18 protein-coding genes are annotated in these 15,993 nt (G+C 38.2%); 15 read left to right on the top strand and 3 right to left on the bottom strand.

Annotated elements, in window-relative coordinates; all coding sequences use genetic code 11:
- The first annotated feature begins 46 nt into the window (after positions 1-46).
- From FB551_RS05895 to FB551_RS05935, 10 genes are all read left to right on the top strand, one after another.
- Positions 47-349 carry a hypothetical protein gene (locus FB551_RS05895; RefSeq protein ID WP_142015913.1) on the top strand — a complete coding sequence of 101 codons (303 nt, stop codon included), beginning with the start codon at positions 47-49 and terminating at the stop codon, positions 347-349.
- 15 nt (positions 350-364) lie between these two features.
- Positions 365-733, top strand: coding sequence for a hypothetical protein (locus FB551_RS05900; protein ID WP_047430628.1), 369 nt, complete (start codon positions 365-367; stop codon positions 731-733).
- Between the two features lie 68 nt (positions 734-801).
- On the top strand, positions 802-2,940 hold the full coding sequence (locus FB551_RS05905) for a catalase (RefSeq protein ID WP_142015916.1): 2,139 nt from the start codon (positions 802-804) through the stop codon (positions 2,938-2,940).
- Between the two features lie 51 nt (positions 2,941-2,991).
- On the top strand, positions 2,992-4,170 hold the full coding sequence (locus FB551_RS05910; RefSeq protein WP_142015918.1) for a zinc-dependent alcohol dehydrogenase: 1,179 nt from the start codon (positions 2,992-2,994) through the stop codon (positions 4,168-4,170).
- 41 nt (positions 4,171-4,211) lie between these two features.
- The gene (locus FB551_RS05915; RefSeq protein WP_047430617.1) at positions 4,212-4,712 is read left to right on the top strand and encodes a CinA family protein; all 501 of its coding nucleotides are present in this window, start codon (positions 4,212-4,214) and stop codon (positions 4,710-4,712) included.
- Between the two features lie 4 nt (positions 4,713-4,716).
- Positions 4,717-5,514 carry an SDR family NAD(P)-dependent oxidoreductase gene (locus FB551_RS05920; protein ID WP_047430614.1) on the top strand — a complete coding sequence of 266 codons (798 nt, stop codon included), beginning with the start codon at positions 4,717-4,719 and terminating at the stop codon, positions 5,512-5,514.
- A 10-nt stretch (positions 5,515-5,524) separates the two neighbouring features.
- A complete protein-coding gene (locus tag FB551_RS05925) occupies positions 5,525-6,274 on the top strand; it encodes an SDR family oxidoreductase (protein ID WP_142015921.1) in 750 nt (249 codons plus the stop codon).
- Positions 6,275-6,310: 36 nt separating this feature from the next.
- Positions 6,311-6,475 carry a hypothetical protein gene (locus tag FB551_RS23200; protein ID WP_156121418.1) on the top strand — a complete coding sequence of 55 codons (165 nt, stop codon included), beginning with the start codon at positions 6,311-6,313 and terminating at the stop codon, positions 6,473-6,475.
- 23 nt (positions 6,476-6,498) lie between these two features.
- Positions 6,499-8,028 (top strand): FAD-dependent oxidoreductase, encoded by a 1,530-nt coding sequence (locus FB551_RS05930; protein ID WP_142015924.1) that lies wholly within the window; start codon positions 6,499-6,501, stop codon positions 8,026-8,028.
- A 52-nt stretch (positions 8,029-8,080) separates the two neighbouring features.
- Positions 8,081-8,737 carry a DUF6766 family protein gene (locus FB551_RS05935; RefSeq protein ID WP_142015926.1) on the top strand — a complete coding sequence of 219 codons (657 nt, stop codon included), beginning with the start codon at positions 8,081-8,083 and terminating at the stop codon, positions 8,735-8,737.
- Here FB551_RS05935 and FB551_RS05940 read toward each other — a convergent pair.
- Positions 8,734-9,522 (bottom strand): AraC family transcriptional regulator, encoded by a 789-nt coding sequence (locus FB551_RS05940; RefSeq protein ID WP_226798628.1) that lies wholly within the window; start codon positions 9,520-9,522, stop codon positions 8,734-8,736. The genes FB551_RS05935 and FB551_RS05940 overlap by 4 nt on opposite strands.
- 116 nt (positions 9,523-9,638) lie before the next feature.
- On the opposite strand from FB551_RS05940, the gene FB551_RS05945 reads away from it, so the two are divergent.
- Positions 9,639-10,775: an Atu1372/SO_1960 family protein gene (locus tag FB551_RS05945; RefSeq protein WP_142015932.1), complete on the top strand. Its 1,137-nt coding sequence runs from the start codon at positions 9,639-9,641 to the stop codon at positions 10,773-10,775.
- A gap of 192 nt (positions 10,776-10,967) precedes the next feature.
- On the opposite strand, the gene pdxR is transcribed toward FB551_RS05945, so the two are convergent.
- Entirely contained in the window at positions 10,968-12,395 is a 1,428-nt protein-coding gene (gene pdxR, locus FB551_RS05950) for a MocR-like pyridoxine biosynthesis transcription factor PdxR (protein ID WP_142015935.1), read from the bottom strand.
- Between the two features lie 101 nt (positions 12,396-12,496).
- Between pdxR and FB551_RS05955 the strand changes: the two genes are divergently transcribed.
- The 3 genes from FB551_RS05955 (at position 12,497) to FB551_RS05965 (ending at position 14,217) form a co-directional block, all read left to right on the top strand.
- A complete protein-coding gene (locus FB551_RS05955; RefSeq protein WP_142015938.1) occupies positions 12,497-12,952 on the top strand; it encodes a cupin domain-containing protein in 456 nt (151 codons plus the stop codon).
- Between the two features lie 137 nt (positions 12,953-13,089).
- Positions 13,090-13,974: a dihydrodipicolinate synthase family protein gene (locus tag FB551_RS05960; RefSeq protein ID WP_142015941.1), complete on the top strand. Its 885-nt coding sequence runs from the start codon at positions 13,090-13,092 to the stop codon at positions 13,972-13,974.
- Positions 13,975-14,025: 51 nt separating this feature from the next.
- Positions 14,026-14,217: a thioredoxin family protein gene (locus FB551_RS05965; RefSeq protein ID WP_226798629.1), complete on the top strand. Its 192-nt coding sequence runs from the start codon at positions 14,026-14,028 to the stop codon at positions 14,215-14,217.
- A 98-nt stretch (positions 14,218-14,315) separates the two neighbouring features.
- Here the strand turns inward: FB551_RS05965 and FB551_RS05970 are convergent, their stop codons facing one another.
- Positions 14,316-14,822, bottom strand: a complete 507-nt coding sequence (locus FB551_RS05970) for a pyridoxamine 5'-phosphate oxidase family protein (protein WP_047430589.1) — start codon at positions 14,820-14,822, stop codon at positions 14,316-14,318.
- Between the two features lie 311 nt (positions 14,823-15,133).
- Here FB551_RS05970 and FB551_RS05975 point away from each other — a divergent pair, with 311 nt between their 5' ends.
- Positions 15,134-15,931 carry a helix-turn-helix domain-containing protein gene (locus tag FB551_RS05975; protein WP_142015944.1) on the top strand — a complete coding sequence of 266 codons (798 nt, stop codon included), beginning with the start codon at positions 15,134-15,136 and terminating at the stop codon, positions 15,929-15,931.
- The last annotated feature ends 62 nt before the right edge of the window (positions 15,932-15,993 follow it).

Consider the following 15,993-nt stretch of genomic DNA (forward strand, 5'->3'; position numbering starts at 1 on the left):
TGTAGCTTGTTCTATATGGCTTATTTTAATCATGAAATCAAAATATATGGACTGTCAGAAAATTATAAAAACACTGAGACATAAAGATTTTGTAAAAGTATCCCATACCGGAAAGTGTTTCGAGGATGGAGCTGCAGTTTATGCGAAAGAGATCAAAGAAAATATCTTTCTTTTATTCATTATTCTGAAAGATATCGATATTGAAAATATACAGGCATTAATTGCTCATTTCGACTGTTTTGGCAGTATAGGATTAAAAGAACCGGAACAGATCATGTTTTATTTATCCATAAAAGATAAAAATGACCTTCATTATTTTGAACAGTATTTGAAAGTTTCCAATAACTAATACCATTTTTTGAATATGACATTTGAAAACGACACTTTGCAACAGTCCGAATTGAACAACAAAAATAATGCAATAGAGAATGAGTCTTTATTTCCGTCTGTTATGAATTCTTACGGAGTGACAGCTTTTCTGATTAAGTCTTTAGAAAAGATTAAGAACAATGCTACCTGTGAAGTTCTGAAAGGAGTTATAGATACTTATCTCGAAGAATATATCCTCAATATCCAGGAGTTTCATTCTAATAACACAACGAAAACTACGGATATGGATGCTGAAATAAGATATGAATCTCCCGCATTTACTTTATATGCCAAAACAGCTTATTATAAAGTTCTGAAGGAGGAAGAATATATCAACAGGCTTCTCGAAATTCTGGGAAAATAAGACAGATTAATTTCTGTACCCCATGATTTACTGCTTTTGAAAGAAAATACACCAACCACAAAAAGATTATGAATATGAACACCAACGAACACAACAAGAAAGCAGAACAACTGGATGTACACACTACTTCCAATGAAAATGAAAAACTGACTACCAATCAGGGCTTAAAGATCAATAACAACCAGGATTCTTTAAAAGCCGGAGAACGCGGCCCTTCATTACTGGAAGATTTCATTCTGAGGGAAAAGATTACCCATTTTGATCATGAAAGAATTCCTGAAAGAGTAGTTCACGCCAGAGGTTCCGGCGCACATGGCGTTTTTAAACTAACTAAAAGCCTTGCAGAGTACACCAAAGCAAAATTTTTAACAGAACTGGGAAAAGAAACACCTGTATTTGTACGGTTTTCAACTGTAGCAGGGAGTAAAGGAAGTACAGATCTTGCAAGAGATGTCCGCGGATTTGCGGTTAAATTTTATACTGAAGAAGGAAATTATGACCTGGTAGCCAATAATATGCCGGTATTTTTTATTCAGGATGCCATCAAGTTTCCTGATTTGGTACATGCTGTAAAACCTGAGCCTGACAATGAAATTCCACAGGCTGCATCTGCCCATGATACATTCTGGGACTTTATTTCACTGATGCCCGAAAGTATGCACATGATTATGTGGCTAATGAGCGACAGAGCCATCCCGAGAAGCCTGAGAATGATGGAAGGCTTCGGAGTACATTCTTTTAAATTCATCAATGAGGCAGGAAAAGTACATTTTGTAAAATTCCATTTTAAGCCCAGATTAGGCGTGCATTCCGTAGCCTGGAGTGAAGCTCAGATGATTTCGGGAGTAGATTCTGACTTCCATAAACGGGATCTTTGGGAAGCCATAGAAAACGGCGATTATCCGGAATGGGATTTTGGGGTACAGCTTATTCCTGAAGAAGATGAACACAAATTTGATTTTGATCTTCTTGACCCTACCAAAATAGTTCCTGAGGAAGAAGTTCCTGTGGAAATCTTCGGAACTTTAACACTTAACAGAAATCCGGATAATTTCTTTGCAGAAACCGAGCAGATTGCTTTTCACCCGGGACATATCATTCCAGGAATAGATTTCACCAATGATCCGCTGCTGCAGGGAAGATTATTTTCATATACCGACACCCAGCTCTCAAGACTGGGGTCGCCCAATTTCCATGAAATACCGATCAACAGATCCATCAATACGGTTCATAACAACCAAAGAGATGGTCATATGAGACAGCAGATCGTGAAAGGAAAAAGCAGCTATGAACCGAATTCCATAGGCGGCGGATGTCCTTTTCAGGCCATGATGTCTGAAGGCGGCTTTACGTCTCAGCAGGAAAGAGTTTCAGGAGTGAAAATCAGAGAAAGGAGTAAAAGCTTTGTAGATCATTATTCACAGGCAAAATTATTCTATAACAGCCAGTCTGCACCGGAGAAAACACACCTTCAGAATGCATTGATCTTTGAACTGTCAAAAGTAACCCGTCCTGAGATCAGAGAAAGACTGGTAGGGCAGCTTGCCTATATTGATACGGATCTTGCATGGAAAGTAGCAGAAAAATTAGGAGTGGAAGTTAAAAAACTGGAATGGCCTAATCAAAGCCTGCCGGCGGATAGTAACATCATAGACCTTCAAAGCGAAGAAAGAGAACCACATACAAAGTTTTCTGATGCTTTAAGCATGATGAATACCATTAAAAATACAATTAAGAGTCGGAAAATAGGCTTTATTCTTGCTAACGGTGCAGATGGAGGAGCTGTCAATGATCTTAAAACAAAACTTGAAGCAGAAGGCGCCAGAGTGGAACTGATTGCAACAAGTGTTGCTCCGGTAAAACTCAATGACGGTTCCGAACTGACTCCCAAACATTCTCTTACCAGTACGGCAAGTGTCTGTTTTGATGCTCTTACCATCTGTCCGGGAGAAGATTCCGTAAAAGAATTGATGATTGCTGAAAACAAACACCTGGTTCTGCATTTCATCAATGAAGCTTATAAACACTGTAAAGCAATTTACTTTGGAAAAGATACGGAGGTACTTTATCATAATTCCAATGTATCAGCGAAACAACATGAGGATCCTGCAATCATTACATGGGAAGACAGTGATCCATCAGATAAATTCATCCAGGCTATTGCTCAGCACAGAGTCTGGGATCTTGAAAAGGAGAGAAACGCGTAATCATAAAAACATCCTTCACACCAACACCAATCACTTTAAATATTTTAGATTATGAAAGCAGCCGTTTTTCACTCACCGGGTAATATTACCTGTGACACCGTAGAAGATCCCAGAATTCTGGATGAAAATGATATTATTCTGAGAGTAACCTCCACAGCCATCTGTGGCAGTGATCTCCATATGTATTCCGGAGGAATTCCGCAGGCCAGACCCATGGTAATGGGACATGAATTTATGGGTATTGTAGAAGAGACCGGGAAGAACATCAGCCATCTAAAAGTAGGTGACAGGGTAGTAGTTCCTTTTCCCATCGCTTGTGGAAGCTGTTTCTTCTGCCAGCATGATCTTCCTACTGCATGTGAACACAGTAACCCTGATTATTATGGACCGGAAGGAGGTATTTTTAAAGAAAAAGGCGGTGCCTTGTTCGGGTATACCGACCTTTATGGAGGATACAACGGCGGACAGGCCCAGTATGTAAGAGTTCCATATGCAAATTTTGGCCCCAGAAAAGTTCCGGAAAACCTTACTGATGAACAGGTATTATTCCTTACAGATATTTTCCCCACAGGCTACACAGGAGTGATGTGGGGAGAGCTTAAAGGAGGAGAAACCGTTGCTGTTTTTGGAGCAGGCCCTGTAGGTACAATGGCCGCCAAAAGCGCCGTTCTTCATCATGCGAAGAAAGTTATTGTAATTGATACCCTTCAATACAGATTAGACAGAATTAAAATGCTTACAGGATGTGAAACCATTTTGTGGGAAGATGCTGAAAGCACTATTGAGCAAATCAGGGATATGACAGACGGCCGGGGTGCTGATCTTTGTATTGAAGCTGTAGGTTTTGAACCGGAAAGAAGTTTTATAGACCGTGCAAAAGCTGTTTTGAACTTTGAAAAAGGCTCAATCAAAGTTCTCGAAGCATGCATGAGCGCGGTACGCAGAGGTGGCATTGTTTCTGTTCTGGGAGTTTATCCCGTTAATTATGACAATTTCAGACTTGGACAGATTTTTGACAAGGGAATTACACTTAAAGCAGGACAGTGCAATGTTCATCCTATCATCGATAAGCTCTTGGACTATGTGGTGACCGGAAAAATCACCCTTGATGATGTTATTACCCACCGTTTATCTCTTGATGAAGTAAGCAAAGGATACGAAATTTTTGATAAAAAAGAAGACGGATGTGTAAAGGTCGTTCTTGACCCGTGGAAGCTGACAGGCTTTTAATTAAAAATAAACGATACACCAATTACTCAAAATTTAATAGTATGGATTTTCAGAAAAATCTTTTAGAATATATAAGTCAGTCACTGATGACCACCGATGAAACCATTTCAATTGCAGAAAGTGTTACTTCAGGATGCTTGCAGCTGGCTTTTTCACAGATGCCCAATGCGTCTATGTTCTACAAAGGAGGAATGACGGCTTATTCTTTGTCAGAAAAAGTAAAATTACTAAAGGTTGACAGACAGGAGGCCGAAGAATGTGATTGCGTTTCAGAGAATATTGCGGAGACGATGGCTTTAAATGTAGCAAGACTTTACGAATCCGACTGGTCTATTGCCACTACCGGCTACTGCACGCCAATCAGAAATTCAGGATATAAAATTTTTGCCTATTTCTCATTTTCTTACAAAGGTGAGATTGTCCTAACTAAAAAACTGGAATTACATCCGAAAACACAAGCTCTAAATGCCCAGCTGTATTACACCGAATTTATTTTGGGATGTTTTAAAAGTGAACTCAACAGGCTTTTAATCTTAAAATAGATCTATGGAACGCAAAAATCAATATGCCCTTATTACAGGTGCTACCAGCGGTATAGGCTACGAACTGGCAAAACTGTTTGCAAAGAATGGTTATGACCTTGTTATTGTGGCCAGGAATCATGAGGAGCTGAAAATGAAAGCCGATGAATTCAAAAATTACGGAATAAACGTGATCAGCATCTCCAAAAATTTATTCCTGGAGGAAGAAGTTTATTCTCTTTATTCAGAATTAAAAATGAATGGAATAAGCCCTGAAATATTGGTGAATGATGCCGGGCAGGGAGTGTACGGAAAATTTCAGGATACGGATATCCACAGAGAAGTAGACATTGTTCAGTTAAATATCATTTCAGTCATCATATTGACCAAACTGTTTTTAAAGGACCGTCTGCCCAAGGGTTCAGGAAAAATTTTAAATCTGGCTTCTGTAGCCAGTAAAGCCCCTGGTCCGTGGCATTCGGTTTATCATGGTACGAAAGCATTTGTATTATCATGGTCTGAAGCCATCCGTGAAGAACTTAAAGATTCAGGAATTACAGTGACAGCACTTTTACCGGGACCAACCGATACTGATTTCTTTAATAAAGCAGATATGAACAGAAGTAAAATACTGGAAGACAGAGATAATCTGGCCTCTCCTGAAGAAGTGGCTGCTGATGGTTATCATGCTCTGATGAACGGTGATGATAAAATAGTATCAGGTTTAAAAAATAAGCTTTCTGTAGCAATGGCGAATATAGCCAGTGACAGTATGGCAGCTCATAGAATGGCAGAAATGCAGAAGCCTTCAGCAGAAGAATAAAAGGATATGTATGATAGGAAAATTAGAAAATAAATCTGTTTTAATTACCGGAGCAGACAGCGGAATCGGTAAGGCGGTAGCACTACTTTTTGCTCTGGAGGGTGCGGATATTGCAATCATCTATCATTCCAGTGACAACGACGCAGGAAGAACAAAGGCGGAAATTGAAAATCTGAATAAAAAATGTATCATTTTTAAAGGAGATATCAATGATTATGATTTCTGTGAAGAAACGGTAAAAGAAGTGATATCGGCATTCGGAAAAATTGACATTCTCATTAATAATGCCGGAATTCAGTTTCCTGCAGAAAGTATTGAGCAGCTTGAAGAGAAAAACATCCGGCAAACCTTTGATTCCAATATTATAGGAATGATTTTATTAACGAAAGTAGTATTTCCATATCTGAACGAAGGCGGAAGTATTATCAACACTACCTCAGTTTCAGCGTATCAGGGACATCCGGAACTTATTGATTATTCCGCAACAAAAGGTGCTATCGTTTCCTTCACCCGCTCGCTGGCACTACAGGCAAAGCCAAAAGGAATCAGGATCAATGCCGTTGCTCCGGGACCTGTTGCTACGCCGCTTACCGAAGAAACTTTTGATCAGGAGAAAGAAAATCCGGATAAACCTCCTTTGGAAAGAAATGCTACTCCCGAGGAAATAGCTTCCAGCTTCCTGTTTCTTGCAAGTAAAGATGCTTCACAGATTACGGGGCAGGTACTGCATCCCAACGGAGGACTGATAGTAAACGGTTAAAGTATATAAAGTATAAAACATCAAAATAGTTAAAATATGAAAACTACAGCACTTATTTTAGGCGTTATCAGCCTGTTTGCTTTTACTTCCTGCCGATGTAATATTGATGAAGATGAAAACCGAAAAAGAGACCAGAAAAGCAGTTCGCCCAATGCCGATAAATCCGGTCTTCCTGAAAGTGATACCTTGAGTATCAGATAAGTTTAACAATAAAATATTTGGTTATGTATAGAGACGGTGCAAGAAAAAGCATATGGCAGGAAGAGGTCAGAAAATTTTCTACAGAAACTGATCTCAATTCATTATATGATGCAGTCATAGTAGGCGGCGGGATTACCGGAACTTCAACAGCGCTGAAACTCCAGGAATCAGGAAAAAGATGCATTATCCTGGAAGCTGCGAATATTGGATTCGGGACAACCGGAGGTACAACTGCCCATTTAAATGATTTCTTTGATACAACTTTTAATCAGGTTATCCGTGATTTTGGGCCGGATAATGCCCAACTGTATGCACAATCCGGAATTGATGCTATAAGCATTATTGAAGATAATATTCAGAAATATCAGATCAGCTGTGATTTCAGAAGAAAATCAGCTTATCTCTTTGCTCTGGATGAAAAACAGGAAGAGCAGTTAAAAGATATTGTAGAGGGAGCAGCTAAGGTAGGCCACGAAATGAGTTATGTGAATGAGATTCCTTTTCCAATCCCATTCAGAGAAGCAGTGCTCATTCCGGGTCAGGGGCATTTTCATCCGGTAAAATATATTAAAGGACTTTGCGAGGCTTTTATAAAACTGGGAGGTTATATTCTGGAAAATTGTCTTGTTGAAGAACACGATGAGCAGAAAGACTATGTTATTTTAAAAACTTCTCAGGGAGAAATAAAAGCAAAGCATGTAGTCTATGCCACTCATATTCCGCCGGGAGTGAATCTGCTTCATTTTACGAACGCACCTTACAGAAGCTACGCCATGGCATTTACCATGAAAAATGATAAATATCCGTGGGAACTTGGCTATGATCTCTCTGAACCTTATCATTATTACCGCATTCAAAATATTGATGGTGAAAATCTATTGATTGCAGGCGGTGAGGATCACAAAACAGGGCATGCCGATGATACCGGAGAATGTTTTTCAATTCTTGAAAATTATATCAGAAAATATTTTGATGTGGAAACTGTATTTTACAGCTGGTCCAGCCAATATTATGAACCCGTAGATGGGCTTCCGTATATTGGAAAACTTCCCGGAAGTAATAAAAGAATTTTTACAGCTACCGGTTTCAGAGGAAACGGAATGATATTCGGGACTCTTTCCTCGCAGATATTGCATGATCTGATTATTACTGGAAAAAGTAAATATGGAGATCTGTTCAACCCTTCAAGAATAAAACCTATTGCCGGATTTTCAGATTTTGTAAAGGAAACCGCAACCGTAGCATTTGATTTTATAAAGGATAAAATTTTAACTGAGAAAATCGATTCTTTTTCAGAAGTTGGAGAAGGAGAGGCAAAAGTCATTAAGTATGAGTCCGAATCTTATGCCCTTTACAAAGAAAATGACGGTACGTTGCATCTTCTCAGAAGTACCTGTCCGCATGCCGGATGTCAGGTCCGGTGGAATAGTGCTGAGCTAAGCTGGGACTGCCCATGCCATGGATCAAGATTTGGTGTCAATGGGAAAATCCTTACCGGGCCCACCACAAAGAATCTGCAGAAAGTATTTCCTTATCAAAAACGTGATTCATAAACCTTAAACCTGGAACTTTAAACCTTGAACTTTAAACTTTAAACTCAGAAATATGCAACGCACCAGTTTCCTTCATCGCAACAGCTTAAGCATTGTTTTGATTACTCTGATGATTATTTTTCTCGCAGGGCAGTTCTTTATGGGCTGGAAAACAGAAAATAAAGAACTCATTGAAAACGGCCAGCCTGCTTTAAAGATCGGTGAATATATCCATAGCGGGCATTTTATACAGGCGACCTTTGAAAACTGGGAAAGCGAATTTCTCCAGATGATGTTATATGTTGTATTAACGATTTCTCTGCGGCAAAAAGGTTCCAGTGAATCAAAATCTATGACAGAAGAGGAAGATGTTGACAAAGAACCTGTGGCACATCCCAAAGCGCCATGGCCTGTTAAAAAAGGCGGCATATGGCTGAAGCTCTACAAACACTCTTTATCACTTGCTTTTGCAATTCTATTTCTGGCAAGCTTTATTTTGCATTTCTATGGAAGTCTTAAAGATTTTAATGATGAACAAATAATGAAAGGGAAACCCCTTATAACGGCAATTCAATACATGTCAGAATCAAGGTTCTGGTTTGAATCTTTTCAGAACTGGCAGAGTGAATTTCTGGCCGTAGCTTCTCTCGTTCTTCTATCGATCTGGCTTCGTGAAAAAGGCTCTCCCGAATCAAAACCTGTTGATATGCCTCACGACGAAACTCCTTAATTTTTATTCACCTTTGGCTTTGTCTGCATGATTGCAAAGTAGGATGCTGTGAATGCTGACAGGCTTTGGTACCCCACTTTATAAGCTACTTCACTCAAAGTATATTGTTTGGTATCTATTAACTCAATGCTTTTTAAAATTCGGGTGAGCTGGAGGTATTTCTGTAAGGTAATTCCCGTTTCATTTTTAAAAATTCTCTGGAGGCTTCTCACAGACATCTGTGCTTTTTCAGCTAATGAATCAATATCCAGATTATATTTAAAATTGGAATTAATATCATGGCACACGGGAATCAGCCTGGTGTCAGTGGGTACAGGGATTTCCAGACCGCTGCTTTCTTTGCAGAAATTGGGAAGACTCTTTAAAATGGCTTTAAAAAAAATGTCCTGTTCTTCATTTTCATCCAGAGATTGATTCCATTTTGAAGCATACAAAAGCATTTCCTTTAAAACCGGCGGAACAGCAAAAACCTGAACATTCTGATAAAATTCATCCTCAAAAACAGATTTAAAAAGAAATACCATCAGATTCACCGTTTGCGCTTCTGAAGTTATTTTGTGGGCTTTCCCTGAAGGTATCCAGATGACATGATGTTGTGGGACAAGATAAATTTTCCGGTCAATATGGAAATACTGATAGCCTTCCTCTACAAAAGTAAGCTGTGCACGGCTGTGTTTATGCTCGTAATCATCATGTTTCCAGCTTTTTTCGCACCATACATAAGCTTCTTTGTTGATAGAATCTACAAAGTGGCTCTCCGTTTTTTCAGTCAGTCCACATTTCATATTGTCGTTTGGTATGTATATTTTGGCAAATTTAATAAAAACGACAATAGTAATTTTGTATAATCAATGTAATCACTACATCATTACTATCAATTATAATCTTTATCTTACTCAGAATGAAAAAACTATGTCTTTTTTTTATTTTAATTTTATTATTTAATAACACTTACATCATGGCACAAACTAAAGCTAAAATATTGGTTCTGATCCATTCAGATAATGGTGGAACTTATGAACTGGCTAAGGAAGTCGCTAAAGGGATCGAAAGCGAAGATAATGCAGTTTCTTATATCAAACTTGTCAAAGCTTCAGAAAATCCACACCTGAAAAATCTTCCGGTAGCAACAGTGGATGAATTAACGTCTTATGACGGGATTGCTTTTGGTTCGCCTGTTTATTTCGGGAATATCAGTACAGGAATGAGCGAATTTTTATCCAAAACCGTTCAGTTATGGACCAATCATGCATTGGAAGGAGTACCTGCCACCGTTTTTATGTCTGCAGGAAGCGGAGCGGGAAAAGAACTTGCTCTTCAGGCATTCTGGAACAGTCTTGCCGTACACGGAATGGTATTGGTTTCTAATGGAATTCGTGGAACAGAAGAACTGAATAAAACTGTTCCACAGGGAAATACTGTTTTGGGAGTTACCAGCATGGCTTCTTTAAAAGATGTGGAAAGACCTACCAAAGGAGAACGAAATATTGCTGAACTCCAGGGAAGACATTTCGCAAAAGTAGCATTGGCATTAAAGGATACGCATCCTAAAAAAACATTAGCTGCTGTTGAAAATCACCAGAATTTCAGTGAAATACTGAAGAAAAAGAATATTACCCTTCCTCAGGTTCCCAAACCGGCAGGAAATTATCAGCCGTTCGTCCGTTCAGGAAATCTGGTATTTATCAATCAGGTCGCTTTAAAAGATGGTAAAATTTTAAATCCCGGGAAATTAGGCGTTGAAGTGAATGAACAACAGGTAAAAGAAGCTACAAAAGTAACGATGCTGAATGTGATTTCAGTGTTAAATGAAGCTGTAGGAGGAGATTTGAACAGAGTAAAACAATGTGTACAGCTTACCGGAATTTTCAATACCAAAGATGACTATACAAAACATGCAGACCTTATGAATGTAGCTTCTGATCTGGCTGTTGAAGTCTTTGGAGATAAAGGAAAACATGCCAGAGCAACTTTGGGAGCTTCTTCTATTCCCGTAGGTTCTTCCGTAGAGATTCAGGCAGTTTTTGAAGTGGAATAATTTTCCAATTTAAACAACAAAGTCACACATCCGTGTAAATCTGTGGGAGAAAAATTTTATTTTACCACAAAAGTTTAAAACACTTAAATTGGCTTAAGTACAAATAAGCAGCAAAGAAGTCCACATAAGTCAAAAAATCTTTGCTTTTTGATTGCGCAACAACCGTGTAAATCCAAAAGAAATCTGCGGGAGTTAAAAAACCGAGATAATCTCTGCGATAACAGGGATACTTTGCTCCAGCTGCTCTTCAGAAAGCGCTCCATAGCTTAACCGGAATCCGTTCACATGGTTTTTACTGTATTGTTTAGGATGAATAATCTTAATATTTTTTTCCAGTAAAAGCTCTGTTATAGCATCCCAATCCGGTTTTGCTTTAGGAACGATCCAAAAAGCAAGACCTCCTTCAGGTAATGTAAAATCGGCAATGTCTTTCATATATTTTGTCAACAGTTCAAAGACAAAATCTCTTTTATTTTTATAATGAACAGTAGCTTTTCTGATATGCTTTTTTATGGCTCCTTCTTTAATTAGCTGAAGAACTGCCTGTTCCATGATGACATCTCCGTGTACATCAATAATCTTTCTCAGATCACCGATTCTTTTCAGAAGTTCCTGATTTTTTGTAGCCAGATAGCCGATTCTTAAAGCAGGAGCAACCACCTTGCTTAAAGTTCCGATATATACATAATTGTGAAGCTCCGCAAAGCTTGAGATCGGGAGAATAGGACGGTATCCGAAATGAAATTCGTTGTCATAATCATCCTCAATGATGGTGATATTGTATTGGTTGGATAATTCAATCAATCTTAATCTTCTTGCCAGGCTTAAAGTAACCGTGGTAGGATATTGTCTGTGAGGAGTAATATATATCGCTTTTATATTCTGATGCTGTTTTAAGAGCTTTTCAACAGCCTCAATACTGATTCCGTCATGATCCACTGGAACGGGCAAAAGCTGCGCTCCGGCATACTGAAACGCTTGCCATGCCGGCTGATATCCGGGATCTTCTACAATGACTATGTCTTCAGGGTTCAAAAGACTTTGGGCGGTGAGAAACATGCCCATCTGGCTTCCCCTGGTGATAGAAATGTCATTTTCTTGAATATGCATTCCACGCTGATGATTGAGCATCTGAGAGATCATTTTGCGGAATTCCACATCACCATGCTCATTTCCATAACCCATCATCTGCCATTTGGCTTTGATGCTAAAAATCTGTCTGTAGGCTCTTGCCAGCTCTGTTACGGGAGCTATTTTACTGTCCGGGTGGCCATCATCAAAATTAATTACCATTCCGGTAGAAACTGCCTGCTGGTCCAGAGGATGATGCAATACATCTGCATTCTTTTCATGTAAGGCAGGAAGATTTTCAGAGACAAAAATTCCTTTTCGTTCTCTGGAAATTACCCATTCTTCATTAATCAACACCTGATAGGCTTCTACAACCGTATTCCGGTTAATTTTTAAGGACTGGGCAAGATTCCGGCTTCCGGGAAGGGTGTCTCCAGCTTTTAATCTTCCTGAACGGATATCACCGATGATGGTATCCGCAATCTGTAAATAAACGGCTTTATCAAGCTTTTTATCAATTTCTAATTCCAATTTCCAAGGGCGCAACATCTGGACTATCTATTTATGTAAAAACTGAATCATTTAAACAGTCCAAAGATAGGGTAATTTTGTCATGCAATAAAGCACAAAACCATAATAATTTTAAAATCATGGACAAGAAACAATTCAGTTCTAAAGATTTCCACGAAACATTTGCAAGACCGAAGTATGTAAAACCAAGCCATTTGATCCATAAAAATGTAGAAAATGCAGGAGAGCATAATCAGTTTTCAACAGAAAGAAAACACCCTGTTTTTTTTGTAGATCTGCCAAGCAAAAATGTGAGTATGACCATTGGTGGATTAACTCCGGGGCAGCAAACCAACAGACACCGCCACACCTATGAAACTGTATTATTTGTGATTGAAGGTAAAGGCTGGACAGAAGTAGAAGATGAAAGAGTGTACTGGGAGGCTGGAGACGCTGTTTACATTCCTTCATGGGCATGGCACAAGCATCAGAATCTAAGTGATACGGAATCTACCAAATATATCGCCTGCGAAAATGCTCCTCAACTACAAAATCTGGGAGTGGCATTGAGAGAAGAGGAAGGAAGAGATCTTTAATATCAGAAATTTAAACCATTAAGAGATCTGGCATTGCTAAACTATTTTGATATCGGAGATGATTTTCATTTCAAGGCGAAATTTGCTTAATCTTCTTAATGGTTTAAAATTATTTTAAAATTTTAAACGAACAGCATATGAAAAATGTTCCATTTAAAGGGATTATAGCGTATCCCATAACTCCTTTTGATGAAAAAGAAAAAGTAGACATTCCTCTTTTCAAGCATCTGGTAGAAAGGTTAATCACTTCCGGAAGTCACGGTATTGCGCCCCTGGGAAGTACAGGAGTAATGCCTTATCTGTCCGATGAAGAAAAAGAAGAAGTTACGGAAGCTACTTTACAGCAGGTAAAAGGAAGAATTCCTACACTGGTAGGGGTTTCCAATCTTACAACAGAAAAAACCATCCATCATGCTCAGTTTGCAGAAAAAGCAGGAGCAGATGCGGTGATGATCATTCCTATGAGCTACTGGAAGCTAACTGACGACGAAATTGTAACACATTATGATGCCGTAGCCAGTAAAATATCAATTCCTATTATGGCGTACAATAATCCCGCAACAAGTGGAGTAGATATGTCACCGGCTTTACTGAAAAGACTGCTTGAAATTCCCAATGTAACCATGATCAAGGAAAGTACAGGAGACATCCAGAGAATGCATTGTCTGAGAAGGGAACTGGGAGAAGAAATAGCATTCTATAATGGTTCCAATCCTCTGGCACTGGCTGCATTTTCTGCAGGTGCTAGAGGTTGGTGTACTGCTGCTCCCAATCTTATTCCTGAGTTGAATATCAGTCTTTATCATGCCGTTGAAGAAGGAGATCTTGAAAAGGCAAAAAAGATTTTCTACCAGCAGTTTGATCTTTTAAAATTTATTGTGAATAAAGGATTGCCAAGAGCTGTGAAATCTGGACTGAATATTCTGGGTGAAGATGGCGGGAATCTGAGAAGCCCTTTAAAACCTCTTCACGAAAAAGAATCCGAAGAATTAAAAAATATTATTAAAACCCTTATTAATTAGTACAATTATATGAAAAAGTCCATTTTTTATCATGCATGATGTCCTGTATGTATGAGCGTAGAACACGATATCGTAAACCTTATAGGATTGGAAAATGTTGAGATTATCCATTTGGGTAATGACAGAGCCAAAATTGAAAATGCTGAAAAGGCCGGTGTGAAATCTGTGCCTGCCTTAGTGACACCAAACGGAAATGTTCTACATATTAATTTTGGAGCATCTATGGAAGATGTGAAAAATTAGCAACAGTAATCTTATAATAAAAACGGCTCAAGAAATTGAGCCATTTTTGTTTTCCCACTGTAAAATCTGTGGGAGATTTATTGCTTATTCAGAACTTTCTAAATCGTTGCATTTCCTTCTACACCGTCAGAATTATCGGTTTTATTTCCTGTGATTGCAGCCGCTACAAAACTAAACAGGCTTACCAGTTTTCCCGCTTTGGTATCCCAGTAATAAGTTTCTTTAGGCTCTACACGGATAATTGTAACGTTGGGATCATCTTTACCATCAAACCACGCATTAGCCATTGGTGACCATTTATCTTCTATGGTTGCTTTGTCCTTATAAACAGAAGCTTCTCCGTATACTGAAAGATATTGGGAATCGCTGTTATTCATAAAAAACAGCTGAACTCTCCGGTCTTCTTTGATTTCAAAATTCTTATTGCTGGTTCCACTGCTGATAAACCAAAGATTTCCGCTGTCATCCGTTTCCTGTAAGCTCATTGGTCTTGAATTGACAGGAACGGTTTCAAGTTCTGTACAAAACATGCATATTCTTGCTTTTTCTGAAAGTTCTTTAATTTTTTTAATCGCTTCGAGATGGGTAAGATTTTCTGTTGACATGATATAATATTTTAGTTATTGGTATTCATTAAAATATTCAAATACCTGACCAAAAGGGAATAAAGTGTGGTACCTTACATAGATTTCTTATAGTTTTTTGGAAATCATGAAGAAACAGAATAATTCTTAATACATAAGGTGCAAAAATTTTATCAATTTTTATCTCTCGCAGATCACACAGATTTCGCAGTTGATTGTATATATATCTGCGTAATTGGCAAAATCTGCGAGAGAATTAAATATTTGATTTTGCGTGTCTTAAATTTAGATATTGTATTTTCCTGTCAATATGTTTTACGTAAATTTGACGAATGCAGATTTCGCCTCCCAAACACTTAGCATCTTATATCAGGCATTATATCTTTCTGGAAAATTCCAAAGAAGATATAAAAAGTTTAAGGCTCTTTACTGATGGGAGCTCCGGGCTTATCTTATCCGGTGATATGAATCTCTATTCCGGTATTTCAAAAGAACGGATGCCACTTTCCTTTTTCTACGGATCATTACGCAGTTACAAAGATTTTTCTTCAAAAGGAAAATTTTCCCTGGTTGCAGTTGTATTTCAACCTTATTTTCTGAATATTCTTTTAAAAACTTCCGCCAAAGAAACCTGTAATCAGATTATTTCCGTGGAAGATGCTCTAAAAAGTAAACTGGAAGTATTTCAGGAAAAACTTTTTAATAAATCAAATCCGTTAGCCATTATTAATGATCTGAATATCTTTTTTACCCATTTTTTATACGAAAGAATAAATACAGATCATCAATTAATAACAGCTGCACAACGATATCTTCTTCAAAGTAAAGGTTCAGTATCCTCCCAAGAATTGCAGCATTTCACAGGTTATTCGGAACGCCATCTGGAAAGAAAATTTGAACACTATATCGGAATGTCGCCCAAAAAATACGGAAATATCATCCGTCTCCATTACTTTCTAAGTATCCTGAATAATGGAACAGATGAAAAAAATATGACAATGCTTTCATATGAAGCAGGATATGCTGATCAGTCACATCTTATCAGAGCATTTAAGAATAATATTGGGCTTACTCCTAAACAGTATTTGAAGACAGAAAATAAAATGGCGGTTAATTTTATTGAGCTGTAACCTGCTATGGCGGTTTTATACAATTTTTACCAAGCAACACTACCTAGTTTTGCTAAAAAAAA

Source organism: Chryseobacterium aquifrigidense, from assembly GCF_006716485.1.
Lineage (GTDB): Bacteria > Bacteroidota > Bacteroidia > Flavobacteriales > Weeksellaceae > Chryseobacterium > Chryseobacterium vietnamense.